We start from the raw sequence: 20,167 nt of genomic DNA on the forward strand, positions 1-20,167 counted from the left end.
GACTAGCGAGGGGGCTTTCCTCAGCATGCAGAACAGAAAGACAGCAGCGGCCATAGCCATGGCCGTAGCGGTGTCGCTCGGCGCATCGGCCTGCAGTGGCAGTGATTCGGGCGGTGACAGCAACGGCGGTGGGGGCAACGCCAAGGCCGACGCCGGTCTGACGAGCATCGTCAACCCGACGGACAAGAAGGGGGGGACGGTCACGTACGAGCACTCCAGTGGCCCGGACTCCCTGGACCCGGGCAACACGTACTACGGCTGGGTGCAGAACTTCTCCCGCCTGTACGCCCGTTCCCTGGTGACCTTCAAGCCGGCCGCCGGCAAGGAGAGCCTGAAGGTCGTTCCCGACCTGGCCACCAGCCTCGGCAAGGCCAGCGCGGACGCCAAGACCTGGACGTACACGATCCGCAAGGGCGTGAAGTTCGAGGACGGCACCGAGATCACCTCGAAGGACGTCAAGTACGCCGTCGAGCGCTCCAACTTCGCGCCGGAGGCCCTGTCCAACGGCCCGACGTACTTCAAGGCGTACCTCGACGGCGGCGACAAGTACAAGGGCCCGTACAAGGACAAGTCGGCCGAGGGCCTCAAGTCCATCGAGACCCCGGACGACTACACGATCGTCTTCAAGCTGAGCAAGCCCTTCGCGGACATGGACTACCTCGCCGCCTTCTCGCAGACCGCTCCGGTCCCGCAGAAGGCCGACACGGGTGCCAGCTACGTCCAGAAGATGGTCTCCTCGGGTCCGTACAAGTTCTCGGCGTACGACGAGAGCAAGGGCGCGACGCTGGTCCGCAACCCGGAGTGGGACCCGAAGACGGACCCGATCCGCAAGGCGTTGCCGGACAAGATCCAGCTGAAGCTCAACGTCAACCCCACCACGGTCGACGACCACCTCCTCAACGACGTGACCACCGCGGACGTCGCGGGCACGGGTCTGCAGTCCAAGACCCAGCCCAAGGTCCTGGTCAAGTCCTCCGAGAAGGCGAAGACGGACAACCCGTACGCCGGCGTCCTTCAGTACATGGCGCTGAACGTGAACGTGAAGCCGTTCGACAACGTGGAGTGCCGCAAGGCCGTCCAGTACGCCGTCGACAAGCAGAGCCTGATCGACTCGATCGGTGGCTCGGTCAAGGGCGACCCGGCGACCACGGTCATTCCGCCGACCGTCGCGGGCTACAAGAAGTTCGACCTGTACCCGACCGAGGGCAACAAGGGCGACATCGCCAAGGCCAAGCAGCACCTGGCCAAGTGCGGTCAGGCCAAGGGCTTCAAGACCACGCTGACGGCGCGTTCGGACCGTCCTGACGAGATCACCGCCGCCACGCAGCTCCAGGGCAGCCTGAAGGCGATCGGCATCACCGCCGAGATCAAGCAGTTCCCGTCGGACAAGTACTTCACCGACTTCGCGGGTGTCCCCGAGTGGGTCCACAAGAACAACGCGGGCATGATGATGATGCAGTGGGGCGCCGACTGGCCGACCGGCTTCGGTTTCCTGGACCAGATCGTGAACGGATCGGCCATCAAGCCGTCCGGCGGCACGAACCTGATGGAGCTCGACGACAAGGGTGTCAACGAGGCCCTCGTCAAGGGCATCGGCACCGTCGACACCACGGAGCGTAACGCCGCCTGGGGCGAGGTCGACCAGAAGGTCATGGAGAACGCCTCGGTCGTTCCCCTCGTCTACCGCAAGAACCTGCTCTACCGCCCGGACTCCGCGGCGAACGTCACGGTCACCGACGCGTACCTCGGCATGTACGACTACGTGCTGATGACCTCGACCAAGTAACACCTGTTCATCAACAGCATCCCTTGAAAGGCAGGTGAAGGCGCCGGGCCGGCGGGCGTCACCCGTCCGCCCGCCCGGCGCCGCACGGCTGTGGCTGCGTACATCATCCGACGCGTATTCGCCGCGGTGTTGCTGCTGCTGGTGGTCAGCGCAGTCACGTTCGCGATCTTCTTCCTGGTGCCCCGCCTCGGCGGGCAGACCCTCGACTCGATGGCCGCCCAGTACGTCGGGAAGAGCCCCGACCCGGACGTCATCGCCGCGGTCAAGAAGAACCTGGGGCTCGACCAGCCCCTCTACATCCAGTACTGGGAGTTCATCAAGGGCATCGTCGTCGGTGCCGACTACCAGTTCGGTCCCGACCCGGTCACCTGCAACGCCCCGTGCTTCGGGTACTCCTTCAAGACCCACACCGAGATCTGGCCGCAGCTCGTCGACCGCATCCCGGTCACCCTGTCGCTGGCCGTCGGTGCCGCGGTCATCTGGGTCGTCTCCGGTGTCGCGATCGGCGTCCTCTCCGCGCTCAAGCGGGGATCGTTCTTCGACCGCGTCTCCATGGGCGTCGCGCTCGCCGGCGTCTCGCTGCCGATGTTCTTCACCGGCCTCGTCGTGCTGGCGCTGTTCGGCAACGGGGAGTACGTACCGTTCGCCGACAATCCCGTCGCATGGGCGGGCAGCCTCGTCCTGCCCTGGTGCACGCTCGCCCTGCTCTACTCCGCGCTCTACGCCCGGCTCACCCGGGCCGGGATGCTGGAGACGATGGGTGAGGACTACATCAGGACCGCGCGGGCCAAGGGCCTCAAGGAACGCAAGGTCGTCGTCAAGCACGGGCTGCGCTCGGCGCTCACCCCGCTCGTCACGATCTTCGGCATGGACTTCGCGCTGCTCCTCGGCGGCGCGGTCATCACCGAACGGGTCTTCTCCTTCCAGGGACTGGGTGCCTTCGCCATCCAGGGCGTGACCACCGCCGACCTGCCCAAGGTGATGGGCGTGACCCTGGTCGCCGCCTTCTTCATCGTCATCTGCAACCTGCTGGTGGACCTCGTGTACGCCGCGATCGACCCCCGGGTGAGGCTCTCATGAGCGACGCAATCAAGAAGGACTCCCCGGCGGCGGACACCGTTCCCGCCCCGCGGTCCGGCGACGACAAGGAATTCCTCTCCGTACGCGACCTCAGCGTCCACTTCGACACCGACGACGGCCTGGTCAAGTCCGTCGACGGCGTCAGCTTCGACCTGAAGGCCGGCCAGACCCTCGGCATCGTGGGCGAGTCCGGCTCCGGCAAGTCCGTGACCTCACTGGGGATCATGGGCCTGCACACCTCGGAGCGCGCCCGGATCGGCGGTGAGATCTGGCTCGACGGCGAGGAGCTGATCGGCGCCGGCCCCGAGCGCGTACGCAAGCTGCGCGGCCAGAAGATGGCCATGATCTTCCAGGACCCGCTGTCCGCCCTGCACCCGTACTACAGCATCGGCGCGCAGATCGTGGAGGCCCACCGGGTCCACAACAAGGTCGACAAGAAGACCGCGAAGAAGCGCGCGATCGAGATGCTCGACCGCGTCGGGATCCCCGAGCCGCACCGCCGCTACGACGACTACCCGCACCAGTTCTCCGGCGGCATGCGCCAGCGCGCGATGATCGCGATGGCTCTGGTCAACAATCCGCAGCTGCTCATCGCCGACGAGCCGACGACCGCCCTCGACGTCACCGTCCAGGCGCAGATCCTCGACCTCATCCGCGATCTGCAGAAGGAGTTCGGCTCCGCGGTCGTCATGATCACGCACGACCTCGGTGTCGTCGCCGAGATCGCGGACCACCTGCTCGTGATGTACGCGGGACGCTGCATCGAGCGCGGCACGGCGGAGAAGGTGTTCTACGAGCCCCAGCACCCCTACACCTGGGGTCTGCTCGGCTCGATGCCGCGCATCGACCGGGAGCAGACCGAGCGGCTCATCCCGGTCAAGGGCTCGCCGCCCAGCCTCATCAACGTCCCGTCGGGCTGCGCCTTCCACCCGCGTTGCCCGTACGCCGACGTCCCGCCGGACAACATCACCCGCACCGAGCGTCCGGAGCTGCAGCAGGTCAGCGACGGGCACTACTCCGCGTGCCACATGTCGCGTGAGCAGCGCGACCGGATCTGGACCGAAGAGATTGCGCCGAAGCTGTGACTGATCTGAACAAGAAGACTCCCGCGTCCGCCGCGGCCGGGTCGGACGGGTCCGGGTCCGAGCCGCTCCTCAAGGTCGACGGCCTGGTCAAGCACTTCCCGATCACCAAGGGCGTGCTGAAGCGCAAGGTCGGCGCGGTCCAGGCCGTGGACGGACTCACCTTCGACGTGCGTCCCGGGGAGACCCTGGGCGTGGTCGGTGAGTCGGGCTGCGGGAAGTCGACCATGGGCCGGCTCGTGACCCGTCTGCTGGAACCGACCGGCGGCAAGGTCGAGTTCCAGGGCCGGGACATCACCCACATGTCCGCGGGGCGGCTCCGGCCGATGCGCCGCGACATCCAGATGATCTTCCAGGACCCCTACGGCTCGCTGAACCCGCGCCACACGGTCGGCGGGATCGTCGGCACCCCCTTCCGGCTCCAGGGCGTCAACCCCGAGGGCGGCGTGAAGGCGGAGGTCCAGCGGCTGCTGGAGCTGGTGGGGCTCAACCCCGAGCACTACAACCGCTACCCGCACGAGTTCTCCGGCGGTCAGCGCCAGCGCATCGGCATCGCGCGGGCGCTCGCGCTGAAGCCGAAGCTGGTCGTCGCCGACGAGCCGGTCTCGGCGCTGGACGTGTCGATCCAGGCGCAGGTGGTGAACCTGCTGGACGACCTCCAGGAGGAGCTCGGGCTCACGTACATGATCATCGCGCACGACCTGTCGGTCATCCGCCATGTCTCGGACCGGATCGCGGTCATGTACCTCGGCAAGATCGTCGAGCTCGCGGACCGCACCTCGCTGTACGAGGCGCCGATGCACCCGTACACGAAGGCGCTGATGTCCGCGGTGCCGGTGCCGGACCCGCGCAGGCGCGGCGCCAAGAGCGATCGCATCCTGCTCAAGGGTGACGTGCCGTCGCCGATCTCGCCGCCGACCGGCTGCCGCTTCCACACCCGGTGCTGGAAGGCGACGCAGGTCTGCAAGACGACGGAGCCGCCGCTGCTCCAGCTGAAGACCGGGCACCAGGTGGCGTGTCACCACCCGGAGAACGGCGAGGACCAGGTCCCGGGGGACGCGCCGCTCGTCGCGGACGTCATCACGGTGAAGTCGGCGGGAGCCGCGGAGCCGGCCGCCGTGGCGGAGGAGGCGGCCGCCCCCGAGGCGACCGCTCCCGAGGCGACTGTTCCCGAGGCGTCGGACGAGCCGGAGGAAGCTCCCGAGGTGTCGGACGAGCCGGAGGAAGCGTCCGGGTCCGCAGCCCCGGAAGGGCCGGAGAAGCCCGCCGAGCCCGCCCCGGGCGGTGACGGCAAGGGCTCCTCCGCGCCGGTCGCTAGTGCGGAGGACAAGACGAAGGAGTAGTACCGGCACAATTGCCCGGTGCTCAACGAACTCTTCACCCCCTCCGTCCAGCATTCGCTCGACATCGTCGGAATCTTCGTCTTCGCGATCTCGGGTGCCCTGCTCGCCGTACGCAAGAACTTCGATGTCTTCGGCATCGCGGTCCTCGCCGAGGTGACAGCGCTGGGCGGAGGGATCTTCCGTGATGTGATGATCGGCGCGCTCCCTCCGGCGGCCTTCACGGATCTCGGCTACTTCGTGACCCCGCTGGTCGCGGCCGCCCTGGTCTTCTTCCTGCACCCGCACGTGGAGCGGATCCAGGTCGGCGTCAACGTCTTCGACGCCGCCGGACTGGGGCTCTTCTGCGTGGCCGGCACGGTCAAGGCGTACGAGTACGGCCTCGGCCTCACCTCGTCCGCCGCCCTCGGGCTGGCCACCGCCGTCGGCGGCGGGGTGCTGCGCGACGTCCTGGCCAACGAGGTGCCGTCGCTGCTGCGCTGGGACCGGGACCTGTACGCCGTGCCCGCGATCGTGGGCGCCGTCATGGTGGTCCTCTGCATCCGGTTCGACGCCCTCAACGGCTACACCAGCGGCGCCGCCGCGATCACCGCGTTCCTCCTGCGGCTCCTGGCCATGCGCTTCCACTGGCGGGCTCCGCGCGCCTACAACCGGCGGTCGGCCACGGCGGAGGAGAAGCCGGCCGTCATGTGACGGCAAACAAAAAGCTACCGCTCAGTAATACGATCGGTGTACCGTGCATGCCATGGCACAGGCAGCAGCGCAGGAGTCACGCGCGGTACAGGCGACCATCGGTGACAGCGAGTTCGACCGCGACACCACCGTCACGCTCCGGGAGGAAGGCGTCTACGACGCGGAGCTCTCCGCGGGGTGGACGATCATCCACGCGGTCAACGGCGGCTACCTGCTCGCCATGCTCGGCCGCGCGCTCGGTGACGCGCTCCCGCACTCCGACCCCTTCTCGGTCTCCGCGCACTACCTCACGGCCTCCGTCCCCGGACCCGCCGTGATCCGCACCCAGGTCGTCCGCACCGGCCGCACGCTCTCCACCGGTGAGGCCTCGCTCTTCCAGTTCGCGGAGGACGGCACGGAGATCGAGCGCATCCGGGTGCTGGCCACCTACGGCGACCTGGACGCCCTCACCGACGAGGTCCGTACGTCGGCCGAGCCGCCGGCCATCGCGCCCCTCGACCAGTGCTTCGGCACGAGCGACGGGACGGCGCCGATCCCCGGCAGCTCCGCCATCACCGAACGGCTGGACATCAAGCTCGACCCGGCGACCGTCGGCTGGGCCGTCGGCGCGCCGTCGGGCAAGGGCGAGATGCGGGGCTGGTTCGCGCTCGCCGACGGCCGCGACGCGGACCCGCTCTCGCTGCTGCTCACCGTGGACGCGCTGCCGCCGACCTCGTTCGAGCTGGGGCTGAAGGGCTGGACGCCCACCATCGAGCTCACCACCCACATCCGCTGCCGCCCGGCCCCCGGGCCGCTGCGCGTCTCCATCACCACCCGCAACCTCGCGGGCGGTTTCCTGGAGGAGGACGCGGAGGTCTGGGACAGCGCCGGCCGTCTCGTCGCCCAGTCCCGCCAGCTCGCCCGCGCGCCCCGCGGCTGAGGCCCGCCAGAATGGTGCGGTGAAGTCCGACCGGCTCCTCTCCATCCTGCTGCTCCTCCAGACCCGCGGTCAGGTCCCCGCCGGTGAGCTCGCCGAGCGCCTCGAAGTCTCCGTACGCACCATCTACCGGGACGTCGAGGCGCTCTCGGCCTCCGGCGTGCCCGTGTACGCGGAGCGGGGGCGCAACGGGGGGATCGCGCTGCTGCCCGGCTTCCGGACCGATGTCACCGGGCTCACCGCCGACGAGGCACGCGCCCTGTTCGTCCTCGCCGCGCAGGGCGCCCACAGTGCGCTCGGGCTCGACGCCGCGCTCGGCTCCGCGCTGCGCAAGGTGATGGCCGCGCTCCCGGCCCCGCACCGCCCCGCCGCCGAGCAGACCAGCCGCCGCATCCTGGTGGACCCGGTCCGCTGGATGAGCGGCCCGCAGGCCGCCGTCGACGTGGGTGAGCTGCACGACGCGGTCTTCGCCGACCGGAGGCTGCTGCTCCACTACCGGCACAGCGGCACGGACACGCTCCGCGTCTACACCGTCGACCCGTACGGCCTCGTGGTGAAGGCGGGCGTCTGGTATCTGACGGCCGATCTGGACGGCGCGCCCCGGCTCTTCCGCGCGGACCGGGTGGGACGGGCGGTCCTCTCCGAGGAGCCCGTGGTGCGCAGGGAGGGCGTAGAGCCCGCCGACGTCTGGGAGGAGCTGCGTCGGCAGGTCGAGGAGCGGCCCGGGGACGTACGGCTCCGGGTGCGCGTGCACCGCTCCCGGCTGGACCTCTTCGTACGCCTGTGCGCGGGGGTGCTGACCGGCCGGCCGGAGCCGGAGCAGGCGTCGGCGGGGGAGTGGCTGCTGGCCGAGCTCGCGGTGCCCGAACTCGGGTGGGCGCGCTCCCTGCTCTCCTTCGGTCCGAACCTGGAGGTGCTGTCGCCTCTTCAGGTGCGGACCTTGCTCGCCGATGCCGCGGCCGCGGTCACGGAGCTGTACGCAGAAAACGGGTGAGGGCCGCGGTGAGCTCGGCGGGCGCGTCCTCCTGGACCAGATGTCCGGCCCCCTCGATCAGCCGCAGCTCGGCACTCGGGATCATCCCGGCCAGCTCATGGCCGCGGGCCACCGGGATCCAGGTGTCCTCCGTGCCCCAGCACACCAGCACCGGCAGCTCCAGCTCGCCGTAACGGTGCTGGATCTCGTCGGTGAACCGCTGGTCGTTCTGGGCGATCTGCCGGTAGAACGCGGGCTGTCCGGCCTCCGTGCACCAGGGGGCGACGAGGCTCTCCAGCGCCGCCGGATGCAGGCCCCGGTGGCTGGCCGATCCGACGTACTCCGTCACCAGGGCCCGGTGCAGTCCGGGCGGCAGCTCGCCGAAGACCTCGGACCGCGCCCCGAGCAGCCGGTAGGCGGGCGATCCCCACGGGGCCAGGGCCACCGGGTCCACTAGGGCCAGACGCCGGTAGCGGGCGCCGTGCAGGAGGCGGGCCCGCAGGGCGACGCAGCCCCCGAAGTCATGGGCGGCGACGGCCGGTTCGTCGAGCCCCCAGTGCTCGATGAGTTCGGCGAGCACCCAGGCCTGGGAGCGGAGCGACACGTCCTGGCCGTCGTACTGCGCGGAGGCGCCGTAACCCGGCAGGTCCCACACGTACACACGGTGGTCCTGCGCCAGCCCCCGGGCGATGTCACGCCAGACGTACGAGGAGAAGGGCGTGCCGTGCACCAGGACCACGGGCGGAGCCTGCTCGGGCCCCAGTGAGGCCCAGCGGACCTCGCCCGCGGAGCTGACGAAGGTCCGGTCCAGCGTCCACTCGTTCATGAAACCGACCCTACGGCTTGTCCAGCCAGTGGGCCCGGCCCAGCGTGACCAGGCGCAGCCGGCGCCGGGCCACCCGGACGACCTCCTCCTCGCCCTCCGGACCGGCGTCCAGCAGCGCTGACGCGGTCAGCACCATGTGGTCGACGTACAGCCCGCCGAGCATCAGGAGGTCCTCCCGGTCCCAGCCCGCCGACTCCGGTTCCTCGCCGAGGACCTGGGCGACCTCCTCGGCGAAGCCGCGCAGCTGGGCGGCGATGGCCCCGCGGACCTCCCCGACACCGCCGTGCTGCTCGCGGGCGATGAAGCGGAAGTGGGCGGGCTGCGCGGCGACATGACCTGTTATCAGCCCGACGCTGCGGTCGAGCCGCTCCTCGCTGTCCCCCGTGTCGGCCAGGATCGCGCCGATCATGCCGTGCAGGCTGCCCAGCGTCTCCTCGACGAGGGCGACGCCGAGCGCGGCCGTGCCGTCGAAGTGGCGGTAGAAGGCGGTCGGGGTCACGCCCACGGCCCTCGTCACCTCACGCAGCCCCAGGCTGCTCAGGCTCTGGTGCTCCAGCAGTCCGAGTGCCGCGTCGAGCAGCGCCTGGCGGGTCTTCAGCTTCTGGGCCTGGCGGATGCCGACGGTGTGACTCATGACATTCAGTAAACAACCGTTCTCCGAGTTTAGGAAGTGATGCAGGGTCTAGACTCATAAGTCAGTGCACAGTCGTACTCTCAAAGCTCGCAGAAAGGCCCGGACATGTTCGTCCTCGTCGCCGCCCTGCTCCTGCTGGGGGTTGTCCTCGGAGCGGTCGCGCACCTCCCGCTCTCCGTGGCCCTGGCCGCCGCTGCCGTGATCGGTCTCTGGCTGGCGGTCTTCGGCGTCCGTGAACGCCTCGCCCGCCGCACCCGCTGACGAAGGAGCCGCACCATGACACTCATCACCGCACATACCGCTCCGCGTGACTCCCGCCGCGACTCCCGCTCCGACGAGGCGCGTTCCGGCGAGTCCCCTTCGGCCGGGGCGCGTTCCGGCACCCGGGAGGGCGACGGGCTCGCCGTCGCCTCGTTCGTGCTCGGGCTGCTCGGCCTCCTCGTGATGAACATCCTGCTCGGGCCCGTCGCCATCGTCATGGCGATCGTCGCTCTCGCCCGCTCCACCGCCCGCCGGGGCCGCGCGCTGCTCGGGCTGGCCCTCGGCATCGCCGACCTGGTCGTCCTGGCCGTCCTGGTCACGGCCAACGGCACCGTCTCCTGGAGCCTCGCGGCCTGAGGTTCGTGAGGGGGACGCTCCGCGTGAATTTCTGGAGTGAGTCTCTTGAATCCGCTTCCGCTTCCGGTGCCCGCTGGCCAGACTTTTCCCGGTACGGAAATGGTGTGTCACGGGGGGACAGTGTGGGCGTGTTGGACCTGACGGGCAGCGGTGCCAAACCGCTGGAAGCGGGCGATCCGGTACAGATCGGTGGGATTCCGCTCGCGGGCCGGCTCGGCTCCGGCGGGATGGGGCGCGTCTATCTCGGAGTCCACGAGGGGCGGTACGTCGCCGTCAAGCAGGTGCTGCCCTCGATCGCCGGCGAGGACCAGGACTTCGTCCGCCGCTTCGGGCACGAGCTGGACAACCTCGCCGAGCTGCCCGCGGAGGCCACCGCGCCCCTGATCGCCAGCGACCGCGACGCCCGGCCCCCGTGGCTGGCGACCGCGTACGTCCCCGGCCTCACCCTGAGCGACGCCGTCAGGCTGCACAAGGGCCCGCTGCCCGCCCGCACCCTGTGGCTCCTGCTGCGCGAGGCGGCCGCCGGGCTGGTCCCCGTGCACGAGCTGGGCATGGTGCACCGCGACCTCAAGCCGTCCAACGTCATGCTGACGGTCGAGGGCGCCACGGTCATCGACTTCGGCGTGGCCCGGGCCACCGAGCAGAGCCAGCTCACCAGAAGCGGCATGGTCGTCGGCACCCCGGCGTACATGGCTCCCGAACAGGCCACGACGAAGCGGGACCTGACCGGCGCCGCCGATGTGTTCGCGCTGGGCTCGGTCATCGCGTACGCGGCCAGTGGCAGCCCGCCCTTCGGCGAGGAGTCCGGCCCCGCCGTGCTGTACCGCATCGTGCACGAGGAGCCCGACCTGGAGGCGGTGCGGAAGCTGGACCCCGCTCTTGCCGACATCGTCGCGGCCTGCCTGGCCAAGGATCCCGAGGCCAGGCCCTCGGCCTCCGAGCTGGTGCGCAGTGCCGCGGAGCACGGGCCGTTCACGGCTCCTCTGTGGCCGGAGTCCATCAGCGGGAACCTCGACGAGAAGGCCGCCTTCGCGGCGAACGTCCAGAAGATCGAACTGCCGCCGCCCGTGTCCATGGAGACGCGGAACCTCGGGCGGAAGCCACGTACGAAGTTCCGGGACCGCCCGCGGCGCACCCGCGTCGCCTTCGCCGTCTTCCCCGTCGTCCTGACGGTGGGCGGGGCGACACTCGCCGTCCAGCTCCTGCCCCACATCTCGGAACCCGAGGACCGCGCGGCCGCCGGGCCGTCCGTCTCCGCCACGGCCCCGGCGGTGCCCGGCGCCGCCTCCTCGGGCGCGAGCCCGTCCGGCTCGGCGTCACCGGGGAAGTCGCCGAAGGACAAGCAGAACGAGAAGGAGAAGGGCGAGGGAGGCAAGGGAGGGGACAAGACCGCCGACGGGGGATCCTCCACCGCCCCGGGGGCCGGAGACACCGACGGCGGCGGTTCCCAGGACGTCTCCGGCGGGTCGGATGCGTCCGGCGGCTCCGGCGGCTCCGGCGGGTCCAGTGCCTCCGGTGGTTCCGACGCCTCCGGCGGCTCCGGTTCCGGGGGCACCGCACCCTCCGGGACCCACCGCTACCGCAACGGCGAGAACAGCAAGTGTCTCGTCGCCCCGTTCAACGGCTATCCGACCGCCGGCAACTGCGACGGGTCGGGTTCCTCCTGGACCCTCAAGCCCATGTCCGACGGGTCCTTCGAGATGGTCCACGAGTCGGGCAGGACCTGCCTGAGCGCCGGGGCCGGAGGGGTCCTGCTGCTCTCGTGCAACGAGGACGAGACGCGTCGCTGGCGCGTGGGGGCGGGAAGCACTCTCGTGAGTGTCTCCACCGGGCGCTGTCTCGGCTCGGGGAACGGGGGAGTGGTGGCGAGCAGCTGCTTGGGAAATGCGTCCCAGCGCTGGACGGCCGTCTGACCGCCCGCCCGGAGGCGGGCAGGACCCCTCGGGCCCTCCCGGGGGGCCCGCAGCGTCATCCCGGGCGTCCGCCGGCCGGGGCCCTCGGCCTCGCTCCCGGGCGCCCGCGGCCCATGGCGCGATGCCGCCCGGCACGCGCCGTGGCCCGGGCTCGTAGAATCGTCAGCACCATGGCTTACCTCGACCACGCCGCGACCACGCCGATGCTTCCGGAGGCGATCGCGGCGATGTCCGCGCAGCTCGCCGTCACCGGCAACGCGTCCTCCTTGCACGCTGCCGGGCGCCGGGCCCGCCGTACCGTCGAGGAGTCCAGAGAAACCCTCGCCGACGCCCTCGGGGCACGCCCCAGCGAGGTCGTCCTGACCTCCGGCGGCACCGAGGCGGACAACCTCGCGGTGAAGGGCCTCTACTGGGCCCGCCGCGACGCCGACCCCCGGCGCACCCGGGTCCTCGCCAGCCCCGTGGAGCACCACGCCGTCCTCGACGCGGTGGACTGGCTCGCCGAGCACGAGGGCGCCACCGTCGAATACCTCCCGGTCGACGCGTACGGACGGGTGCACCCGGACGCGCTGCGCGAGGCGCTCGTACGCGACCCCGACGACGTCGCCCTGGTCACCGTGATGTGGGCCAACAACGAGATCGGCACGATCATGCCGATACGTGAACTCGCCGAGGTGGCCGGAGAGTTCGGCGTCCCCGTGCACTCCGACGCGGTGCAGGCGTTCGGACAGCTGGAGGTCGACTTCGCCGCCTCCGGGCTGGCCGCCATGACGGTCAGCGCGCACAAGATCGGCGGCCCCTTCGGCATCGGGGCGCTGCTGCTCGGCCGCGACCAGGCCCCGGTGCCCGTCCTGCACGGCGGCGGCCAGGAGCGGCATGTGCGCTCCGGCACCCTCGACGTCCCCGCCGTGGCCGCGTTCGCCGTGGCCGGGCGGCACGCCGCCGACGGACGCGATGGCTTCGCCCGTGAGATCGGCGCACTCCGCGACGAGCTGGCCGCCGCCGTGCTGAAGGCCGTCCCCGACGCACTCCTCGGCGGCGACCCGGCCCCCGGCGGGCGGCTGCCCGCCAACGCCCACTTCACCTTCCCCGGCTGCGAGGGCGACTCCCTGCTGCTGCTGCTCGACGCCCAGGGCATCGAATGCTCCACGGGCTCGGCGTGCACCGCGGGCATCGCCCAGCCGAGCCATGTGCTGCTGGCCACCGGCACCGACCCCGCGCTGGCCCGCGGCACGCTGCGCTTCTCGCTCGGCCACACCACGACCGGGCAGGACGTGGAGGAACTCGCGCGGGCGATCGGTCCCGCCGTCGAGCGGGCCAGGACGGCGGGTCTCAGCTAGCCGTGGCCTTCTTGGTTCCCCCCGTGGACGCCGCGCGCACCAGCTTCATGTAGCGGGTCCAGTCCCAGTGCGGTCCGGGGTCGGTGTGGTCCGTGCCGGGCACCTCGACGTGCCCGATGATGTGCTCCCGGTCCACCGGGATCCCGTACCGCTTGCATATCGCGGCCGTCAGCCGCGCGGAGGACTCGTACATCTTGGTGGTGAAGTCCTGCGGGCGGTCGACGAAGCCCTCGTGCTCGATGCCGATACTGCGTTCGTTGAACGATCGGTTGCCCGCGTGGTACGCCACGTCGAGCTCCCGGATCATCTGGGTCACGCGGCCGTTCTGCCCGACGATGTAATGCGTGGCCGCCTGGTGTGCCGGGTCCTGGAAGACCTTGACCGCGCTCTCGTAGCTGCCCTGGGTGACATGGATGATCACCCGGTCCACGCCGTAGTCGTCGGGGCGGTCGGCCCGCCGCCAGTTCCCCTCGGACGCCGCGACCCAGGTCGCCGGTGCGTAGTCCAGCTCGCCGGTCTCGCGAGGCTTCTCCACGCCGGGCACCCGCCACCAGACGCGCCGGACCTCGTCCACGGCCACGGCGGCCGTGGCCGCCGCCGCGGCACCGCCACCGATCAGCAGCGAGCGCCTGCTGATGCCGTGACCAGGACCCTTTCCCGGCGACCCGGCACTCCCGTTGTTCCCCATGTGCTCCTCAACGCATATCCGCGAGCATTCGGTTCCCGGAGCCCCGTACTCTGGAGGAGCTATGACTCAGACCTCCCAGCGCCCCCTCCGTGTGCTCGCCGCCATGTCGGGCGGAGTCGACTCCGCCGTGGCGGCGGCCCGAGCCGCCGAGGCCGGCCACGACGTGACCGGTGTGCACCTCGCCCTCTCCGCGAACCCGCAGTCCTTCCGTACGGGCGCGCGCGGCTGTTGCACCATCGAGGACTCCCGGGACGCCCGCCGCGCGGCGGACGTCATCGGCATCCCGTTCTACGTCTGGGACCTGGCGGAACGCTTCCGTGAGGACGTCGTGGACGACTTCGTCGCGGAGTACGAGGCCGGGCGCACACCCAACCCCTGCCTGCGCTGCAACGAGAAGATCAAGTTCGCCGCGCTCCTCGACAAGGCGCTGGCCCTCGGCTTCGACGCCGTGTGCACCGGCCACTACGCCACGGTCGTGCTGAAGGAGGACGGCACCCGGGAGATGCACCGCGCCTCGGACATGGCCAAGGACCAGAGCTACGTCCTCGGTGTCCTGGACGAGAAGCAGCTCGCCCACGCGATGTTCCCGCTGGGTGACACCCTGACCACCAAGGACGAGATCCGCGCCGAGGCCGAGCGCCGGGGCCTGGCGGTCGCCAAGAAGCCCGACAGCCACGACATCTGCTTCATCGCCGACGGCGACACCCAGGGCTTCCTGGCGGGCCGCCTCGGCGGCCCCGCGGAGGGTGACATCCTCGACGAGTCCGGCACGAAGGTCGGCACCCACGAGGGGGCCTTCGGCTTCACCATCGGCCAGCGCAAGGGGCTGCGCATCGGCCACCCCGCCCCCGACGGCAAGCCGCGCTACGTCCTGGACATCTCCCCGGTGAACAACACGGTGACGGTCGGCCCGGTGGAAGCCCTCGACGTCACCGCGCTCACGGCCATCAGGCCCCGCTGGTGCGGCACCGCCCCCACGGGCCCTGGGACGTACACCGCCCAGCTCCGCGCCCACGGCGGCGAGACCGAGGTGACCGCGGAACTGCTCGACGGGACGCTCCACGTCTCCTTCACCGAGCCGGTCCGGGGCGTGGCGCCGGGCCAGGCGGTGGTGCTGTACGACGGGACGCGGGTCGTCGGGTCCGCCACCATCGCGACGACGGTGCGCAAGGAGAAGGCGGCGGCTTCCCGCTGACCGAGGGGGCCGGAGCGTCTCCGGCAGGAGCCGCGACGGCTTGCCTCGGCCGAGGCTCTGACGGCCGGTCGCACTCCGCCCGGGTCGCGCTACCGGCATCCGGCGGGCCAGGCGTCCTGGTGGTTCATGGGCTCATCGCGGAGGGCTGGGCGGCCGGGGGCTCGAAGCCGGCCAGCATCTCCTCCAGGCCGCGCTGGTCCGGGCCGATGAAGGGATCGGCCCCCGGTGCGTGGGCGAGCATGTCGAGGAACTCCGGCCCGCGCCCCTCGGAGGGCGGCAGGTGCGTGCTGAGGATGCGCTCGGGCTCCATCGCGCGCAGCGGTCCGGCCGAGCCGAGGAGCGCCACAGGGTCGACCAGGTGCACCCAGGGGCTGTCGACCGTCGCCCACAGGAGCTGACCGGCCCGGAGGTCGTCGGCCGGGACGGACGCGACATCGTCACAGCCGGCGAGGTCGACGCTGGGCATGGGCGCCCCGAAGCAGTCGGAGCTGAAGCAGGTGTGCGTGGCCGTGTCGAAGAATCCCACGGTCGCCGGGTTGTCGAACAGCGGCGGCCGGAAACCGACCAGCGTCCGGTCGCCCACGTCGAGGCTCTGCCCGGGATTGAGCAGGTAGACCCGGTCCGTCGGCAACGGGCGCTCGGTCGACATGATCCCCGCGCCCAGGAAGGTGGTCACCACCCGGGCCTCGGGAGCGGCGGCGAGAAGCTCGAACAGAGCCCCGGTGTGGTCGCGGTCCGGATGGGTCAGCCAGATCCAGCGCACGTCGGCGACGTCGACGACGGAACCGAGCGCGTCCACGAAGCCCCGGTCGGGCAGGCTGAGCCCGGTGTCCACGACGACGGGCTCAGCGGCGTGGAGCACGAAGGCGTTCACCGTCAGGAAACCGATTCCGGGTATGGGCAGGCAGTCGTTGAGGACGGTGACGTCACGTCCCAGCCGGTGGGTCAGCATCCGAGGCCTCCTCGCCCCCGACGACATCAACGGTCCGGTGTCCGCTCCGCGCCTTCACCCCCTCATCCGAGTCTTCTCCCGGTCGGTGCGCATAACAAGCCCTGACGGAAGTCCCGCGTCCCTCGAATGGCGTGGCCTGGGTGCGGCCCGGTCACACCGCTCCAACACTGAAGCGGCTTGCCGTCGAGAGAAAGAGGCACCCATGAGAACGATGCTGGTGATCCACATGGACACACAGAAGTCCAGCCAGATGATCGAGAACAACGAGATGGCGCAGTTCATGCGGTCCACGCTGGAGCGGCTGCGGCCGGAGGCCGCCTACTTCGGGCCGCACAACGGAGTGCGTACCGCTTTCGTCGTCATCGACCTGGAGGACCCTTCTCAGCTCCCGAGCATCACCGAGCCGTTCTTCGCGCAGCTCGGTGCCAGGGTCGAGGTCTTCCCGGTGATGACCGCCGAGGACGTACGGACGGGTCTGGAGCGATACGCGTCATCCTGAACGTGACCCCGCGCGGTCACGTCCGACCCCTGTGCGGGCGTGACGGCGCGGGGCGGTTTCAGGACGTCTGGCGTGCGAACACGTGCCTGCTGAAGAAGTCGGCCAGGACCGGCGCGATCGCGTGCGGGGCCAGCTCTCGGGTCTGGCCGGTCAGGGTGCGGTGCCTGGCCCGGGGGATCGCGGCCGCGAGGGCCAGCGTCGACCTGTGTGCCTGTTCCGTGCTGAAACCGCCGGTCACCACCAGGGTGCGCGCCGTGACCGAGGCCAGCCGGTCGGCGGGGACCGAGCCGTCACCCAGCAGGGCGTCGTCGTACGCGAGGGTGTGGGCCACCGCTTCGAGGCCGGACCAGAGCGGGGCCCGGCGCATGCGGGCGATCGTCTCCTCCGGGACTCCCGTCCGCGACAGATACAGCTCGACGGCGCCGCCCCGGTCACCCGCCGCCAGCAGCCGGTGCAGCAGTGCCGTGCAGCGGGACTTGTACAGGAGGCCGGCGGGGCCCGGGGTGTACGGCGGCTCGTAGACCGCCAGGAGGTCCACGGGCAGCCCCGCGGCCTGCGCCTCCAGGGCCAGCGCCCCTCCCGACAGCATGCCGAACACGCAGACGCGCCTGCCCGCCGTCGCCGCGACCGCGGCCAGGTCCTCGATCTCGCGGCGCGGCGCGTACGGCCCGCCGTCGCCGCTCGCCCCGCGGCCCCGGCGGTCGTACGTGACGACCGTGAAGCGCGGGGCCAGCAGAGCGGCCAGCGGGGCCTCGTCGGCCGCGGTGCTCAGGGCACCGCCGACCAGGATCACCGGCGGCCCGTCACCGTGGCGGCGATACGCGATCGGCGTCCCGTCACGGGAGAGAGTCTTGTCCATGTGAGGGTGGACTGCCGGGCCCCGCGGAACTCATCGGCGCGGCGGAGAAATATTCCTGACGGTCAGTCGGCGACCACGTCCGTGGCGTAGAAGCAGAAGTGCCCCTTGATCGCCGCGACTTGTTCCCTGGGCTCCGGGTAGGCCCAGACGAGGTCCGCCGCATCCGGCAGCGACCAGTACGACGCGTCGCCCTTGAACGGGCAGTGCGTACGGGTGTCCGAGGGCGTCAGCAGGTCGGTCCGCACATCCTCGGGCGGCAGGTAGTAGCGGTCGGGACAGCCCGTCTCGCGCAGCACCAGGGGGCGGCGGCTCTCGGCGAGCACCTGGCCGTCGTGCACCGCACGCACGTGCACGGCTTCGGGTCCGACGGTGATGGTGTGTCCTGTGGTGGAGGTCATACCTGGTTCAGCCGAGGGGGAGCCCGGTTTCTTCCCGGACCCGGGGCCGGTCGTACGGTATCCGCATGAACATCTGTGTCTTCCTCTCGGCCGCCGACCTCGACGAGCGCTACACCGGGCCCGCCCGTGAATTCGCCGAACTGCTGGGCCGGGGCGGGCACACCCTGGTCTGGGGCGGCTCGGAGAGCGGGCTGATGAAGGTCGTCGCCGACGGCGTCCAGGAGTCCGGCGGACGGCTCGTCGGGGTGTCCGTGGACTTCCTGGCGGCCAAGGCGCGGACGAACGCCGACGAGATGGTGACAGCCAAGGACCTGGCCGAGCGCAAGGCGCTGCTCCTGGAGAAGTCCGACGCGATCGTGATCATGGTCGGTGGGACGGGGACGCTCGACGAGGCGACGGAGATCCTGGAGCTGAAGAAGCACGGCAAGCACACCAAGCCCGTCGTCCTGCTGAACACCGCCGGGTTCTACGACGGCCTGCACCAGCAGTTCCGGCGCATGGAGGACGAGGGCTTCCTGCCGGTCCCGCTGACCGAGCTCGTCTTCTTCGCCGAGGACGGCGTCGGTGCGCTGGCCCACCTGGAGGAGTCGGCCGGCCTGCAGTGATGCGAGCATGAGTCCATGCCTACTCATCTCATCACCGGCGCCGGCTCCGGCATCGGAGCGGCCGTCGCCCGCCGTCTCCTGGAGCGCGGCGACGAACTCGTGCTGCTGGCCCGCGACGCGGGACGCGCCAAAGAACTGGCCGCGCTCCACCCCGGGGCCCGCACACTCGTCGGCGACCTCGGCAACCCCGACCGGCTCTCCTGGGCGTTCGGGCAGCAGCCGATGCCCGAACGCCTCGACTCGCTGCTGCACATCGCGGGCGTCGTCGAGCTCGGCACGGTCGGCGACCTCACCCCCAAGGCCTGGCACTTCCAGCTCAACGCCAACCTGGTCTCCCCGGCCGAGCTGACACGGCTGCTGCTGCCGCAGCTGCGCGTCACCCAGGGGCACGTCGTCTTCGTGAACTCCGGCGCCGGGCTCGCCGCGCACGCCGAATGGGGTGCGTACGCCGCGAGCAAGCACGGGCTCAAGGCCCTCGCCGACTCGCTGCGCCACGAGGAGCACGGCAACGGGGTCAGGGTCACCTCCGTCTACCCCGGCCGCACCGCCAGCCCCATGCAGGCCAAGGTCCACCAGCAGGAGGGCAAGGAGTACGACGCCTCACGCTGGATCGACCCGGAATCGGTGGCCACCACGATCCTGCTCGCGCTCGATCTGCCGAGGGACGCCGAGATCAACGACCTGACGGTCCGCCCCGGCCGCTGAGGACCCGCGGCCCGGGGCCCGTAGGCTTTCCGCGTGAGCGAGAAGAGCGGGTTCAGCGCGAGTGCAGCCACCGGGATCGGTTCCATGCCGGGGGGAGACGCCCGGGAGGCGGCCAAGACCGTCACCGGGTCCTTCGCCGACGGCCAGGGCATGCCGTATCTGGCGGAGCTGCCCGCGCGGGGCCCCGGCGCGGACATGACCGGACGCACCATCGGTCTGCTCGTCGAGATGTACGGCCATGTCGAACCCAGCGGCTGGCGCATCAGCGACCGCCCCGGCCGCGACACCCGCCGCGCCCGCTCCTGGCTCGGCGAGGACCTCGACGCGCTGGAGGAGTTCACCCAGGGCTACGAGGGGCTGCTCAAGGTCCAGGCCGTCGGACCCTGGACCCTGGCGGCGTCGCTGGAACTGCGGGGCGGCGAGGCCATGCTGGGCGACCCGGGCGCCTGCCGTGACCTGGCGGGCTCGCTGGCCGAGGGGCTGCGCTCCCACCTCGCCGAGGTGCGGCGCAGGATCCCCGGCGCCGAGGTCGTGCTCCAGCTCGACGAACCCTCGCTGACCGCCGTACTGCAGGGGCGGGTCAGGTCGGCGAGCGGCTACCGCACCTACCGTGCCGTGGACCGCCAGGCCGTCGAGGGAACACTGCGCGAACTGCTCGCGGTGAACGGCGACGGCCCCACGGTCGTCCACTCGTGTGCCCCGGAGGTGCCGTTCGCGCTGCTGCGCCGCGCCGGCGTCGGCGGGGTCTCCTTCGACTTCTCCCTGCTCACCGAGCGTGAGGAGGAGGCGATCGGGGAAGCCGTCGAAGGCGGCACCCAGCTCTTCCTCGGCGTGGTTCCCGGTGTCGACGCCGCCTCGACCGCATTGTCGGACCCGGGCGGTAGCGTCAGTGAGGTCAGGACGTTGTGGAGCAGGCTGGGGCTGAATCCGGGGACTCTCAGCGAGTCCGTCGTGGTCACCCCGTCCTGCGGGCTGGCGGGAGCGTCGCCCGCGTACGCGCGCGCCGCGCTCGCCCACTGCGCCCGGGCCGCGAGGTCGCTCGCGGACAACCCTGAGTAACGGGTC

22 protein-coding genes are annotated in these 20,167 nt (G+C 70.9%); 16 read left to right on the forward strand and 6 right to left on the reverse strand.

Annotated features, from left to right (window positions below; all coding sequences use genetic code 11):
* The first annotated feature begins 25 nt into the window (after positions 1-25).
* From ACIP63_RS13130 to ACIP63_RS13160, 7 genes are all read left to right on the forward strand, one after another.
* Positions 26-1,786 carry an ABC transporter substrate-binding protein gene (locus ACIP63_RS13130; protein ID WP_401514479.1) on the forward strand — a complete coding sequence of 587 codons (1,761 nt, stop codon included), beginning with the start codon at positions 26-28 and terminating at the stop codon, positions 1,784-1,786.
* A 90-nt stretch (positions 1,787-1,876) separates the two neighbouring features.
* Entirely contained in the window at positions 1,877-2,866 is a 990-nt protein-coding gene (locus ACIP63_RS13135) for an ABC transporter permease (protein WP_401514481.1), read from the forward strand.
* Positions 2,863-3,951: an ABC transporter ATP-binding protein gene (locus ACIP63_RS13140; protein ID WP_401514483.1), complete on the forward strand. Its 1,089-nt coding sequence runs from the start codon at positions 2,863-2,865 to the stop codon at positions 3,949-3,951. The genes ACIP63_RS13135 and ACIP63_RS13140 overlap by 4 nt, the downstream gene beginning before the upstream one ends.
* A complete protein-coding gene (locus ACIP63_RS13145; protein WP_401514486.1) occupies positions 3,948-5,291 on the forward strand; it encodes an ABC transporter ATP-binding protein in 1,344 nt (447 codons plus the stop codon). Before ACIP63_RS13140 ends, ACIP63_RS13145 begins: the two co-directional genes overlap by 4 nt.
* 18 nt (positions 5,292-5,309) lie before the next feature.
* A complete protein-coding gene (locus ACIP63_RS13150) occupies positions 5,310-5,981 on the forward strand; it encodes a trimeric intracellular cation channel family protein (protein WP_401514489.1) in 672 nt (223 codons plus the stop codon).
* Between the two features lie 52 nt (positions 5,982-6,033).
* Positions 6,034-6,900, forward strand: coding sequence for a thioesterase family protein (locus ACIP63_RS13155; protein WP_401514491.1), 867 nt, complete (start codon positions 6,034-6,036; stop codon positions 6,898-6,900).
* 19 nt (positions 6,901-6,919) lie between these two features.
* On the forward strand, positions 6,920-7,891 hold the full coding sequence (locus ACIP63_RS13160; protein ID WP_401514494.1) for a helix-turn-helix transcriptional regulator: 972 nt from the start codon (positions 6,920-6,922) through the stop codon (positions 7,889-7,891).
* Here ACIP63_RS13160 and ACIP63_RS13165 read toward each other — a convergent pair.
* Positions 7,863-8,696 carry an alpha/beta fold hydrolase gene (locus ACIP63_RS13165; protein ID WP_401514497.1) on the reverse strand — a complete coding sequence of 278 codons (834 nt, stop codon included), beginning with the start codon at positions 8,694-8,696 and terminating at the stop codon, positions 7,863-7,865. The two genes, ACIP63_RS13160 and ACIP63_RS13165, sit on opposite strands and share 29 nt — an antisense overlap.
* Positions 8,697-8,706: 10 nt before the next feature.
* On the reverse strand, positions 8,707-9,330 hold the full coding sequence (locus tag ACIP63_RS13170; protein WP_401514500.1) for a TetR family transcriptional regulator: 624 nt from the start codon (positions 9,328-9,330) through the stop codon (positions 8,707-8,709).
* 105 nt (positions 9,331-9,435) lie between these two features.
* Here ACIP63_RS13170 and ACIP63_RS13175 point away from each other — a divergent pair, with 105 nt between their 5' ends.
* The 4 genes from ACIP63_RS13175 (at position 9,436) to ACIP63_RS13190 (ending at position 13,201) form a co-directional block, all read left to right on the forward strand.
* On the forward strand, positions 9,436-9,591 hold the full coding sequence (locus ACIP63_RS13175; protein WP_401514502.1) for a hypothetical protein: 156 nt from the start codon (positions 9,436-9,438) through the stop codon (positions 9,589-9,591).
* A 15-nt stretch (positions 9,592-9,606) separates the two neighbouring features.
* Positions 9,607-9,948: a DUF4190 domain-containing protein gene (locus ACIP63_RS13180; protein ID WP_401514504.1), complete on the forward strand. Its 342-nt coding sequence runs from the start codon at positions 9,607-9,609 to the stop codon at positions 9,946-9,948.
* Between the two features lie 128 nt (positions 9,949-10,076).
* Complete coding sequence (locus ACIP63_RS13185) at positions 10,077-11,861, forward strand: protein kinase (RefSeq protein WP_401514506.1); 1,785 nt, start codon at positions 10,077-10,079, stop codon at positions 11,859-11,861.
* A gap of 170 nt (positions 11,862-12,031) precedes the next feature.
* Entirely contained in the window at positions 12,032-13,201 is a 1,170-nt protein-coding gene (locus tag ACIP63_RS13190; RefSeq protein ID WP_401514509.1) for a cysteine desulfurase family protein, read from the forward strand.
* Here ACIP63_RS13190 and ACIP63_RS13195 read toward each other — a convergent pair.
* Entirely contained in the window at positions 13,194-13,889 is a 696-nt protein-coding gene (locus tag ACIP63_RS13195) for an N-acetylmuramoyl-L-alanine amidase (RefSeq protein WP_401514512.1), read from the reverse strand. The genes ACIP63_RS13190 and ACIP63_RS13195 overlap by 8 nt on opposite strands.
* Before the next feature lie 61 nt (positions 13,890-13,950).
* Here ACIP63_RS13195 and mnmA point away from each other — a divergent pair, with 61 nt between their 5' ends.
* Positions 13,951-15,084: a tRNA 2-thiouridine(34) synthase MnmA gene (mnmA, locus tag ACIP63_RS13200; protein ID WP_401514514.1), complete on the forward strand. Its 1,134-nt coding sequence runs from the start codon at positions 13,951-13,953 to the stop codon at positions 15,082-15,084.
* Positions 15,085-15,208: 124 nt separating this feature from the next.
* On the opposite strand, the gene ACIP63_RS13205 is transcribed toward mnmA, so the two are convergent.
* Positions 15,209-16,036, reverse strand: a complete 828-nt coding sequence (locus tag ACIP63_RS13205) for an MBL fold metallo-hydrolase (RefSeq protein WP_401514517.1) — start codon at positions 16,034-16,036, stop codon at positions 15,209-15,211.
* A 202-nt stretch (positions 16,037-16,238) separates the two neighbouring features.
* Here ACIP63_RS13205 and ACIP63_RS13210 point away from each other — a divergent pair, with 202 nt between their 5' ends.
* Entirely contained in the window at positions 16,239-16,535 is a 297-nt protein-coding gene (locus ACIP63_RS13210) for a DUF3303 family protein (RefSeq protein ID WP_401514519.1), read from the forward strand.
* 58 nt (positions 16,536-16,593) lie between these two features.
* Here the strand turns inward: ACIP63_RS13210 and ACIP63_RS13215 are convergent, their stop codons facing one another.
* Both ACIP63_RS13215 and ACIP63_RS13220 read right to left on the reverse strand, forming a co-directional pair.
* Positions 16,594-17,394, reverse strand: a complete 801-nt coding sequence (locus ACIP63_RS13215; protein ID WP_401514522.1) for an alpha/beta fold hydrolase — start codon at positions 17,392-17,394, stop codon at positions 16,594-16,596.
* Positions 17,395-17,456: 62 nt separating this feature from the next.
* Positions 17,457-17,792 (reverse strand): DUF427 domain-containing protein, encoded by a 336-nt coding sequence (locus tag ACIP63_RS13220; protein ID WP_401514524.1) that lies wholly within the window; start codon positions 17,790-17,792, stop codon positions 17,457-17,459.
* 65 nt (positions 17,793-17,857) lie between these two features.
* On the opposite strand from ACIP63_RS13220, the gene ACIP63_RS13225 reads away from it, so the two are divergent.
* The 3 genes from ACIP63_RS13225 to ACIP63_RS13235 are packed head-to-tail and all read left to right on the forward strand — an operon-like array spanning position 17,858 to position 20,161.
* A complete protein-coding gene (locus ACIP63_RS13225; RefSeq protein ID WP_401514527.1) occupies positions 17,858-18,397 on the forward strand; it encodes a TIGR00730 family Rossman fold protein in 540 nt (179 codons plus the stop codon).
* Positions 18,398-18,412: 15 nt separating this feature from the next.
* Complete coding sequence (locus ACIP63_RS13230; RefSeq protein WP_356711388.1) at positions 18,413-19,102, forward strand: SDR family oxidoreductase; 690 nt, start codon at positions 18,413-18,415, stop codon at positions 19,100-19,102.
* Between the two features lie 33 nt (positions 19,103-19,135).
* Positions 19,136-20,161, forward strand: a complete 1,026-nt coding sequence (locus tag ACIP63_RS13235; protein ID WP_401514529.1) for a methionine synthase — start codon at positions 19,136-19,138, stop codon at positions 20,159-20,161.
* Positions 20,162-20,167: the final 6 nt, after the last annotated feature.

The sequence above is a fragment of the Streptomyces sp. NPDC088746 genome (assembly GCF_044751065.1).
Lineage (GTDB): Bacteria > Actinomycetota > Actinomycetes > Streptomycetales > Streptomycetaceae > Streptomyces.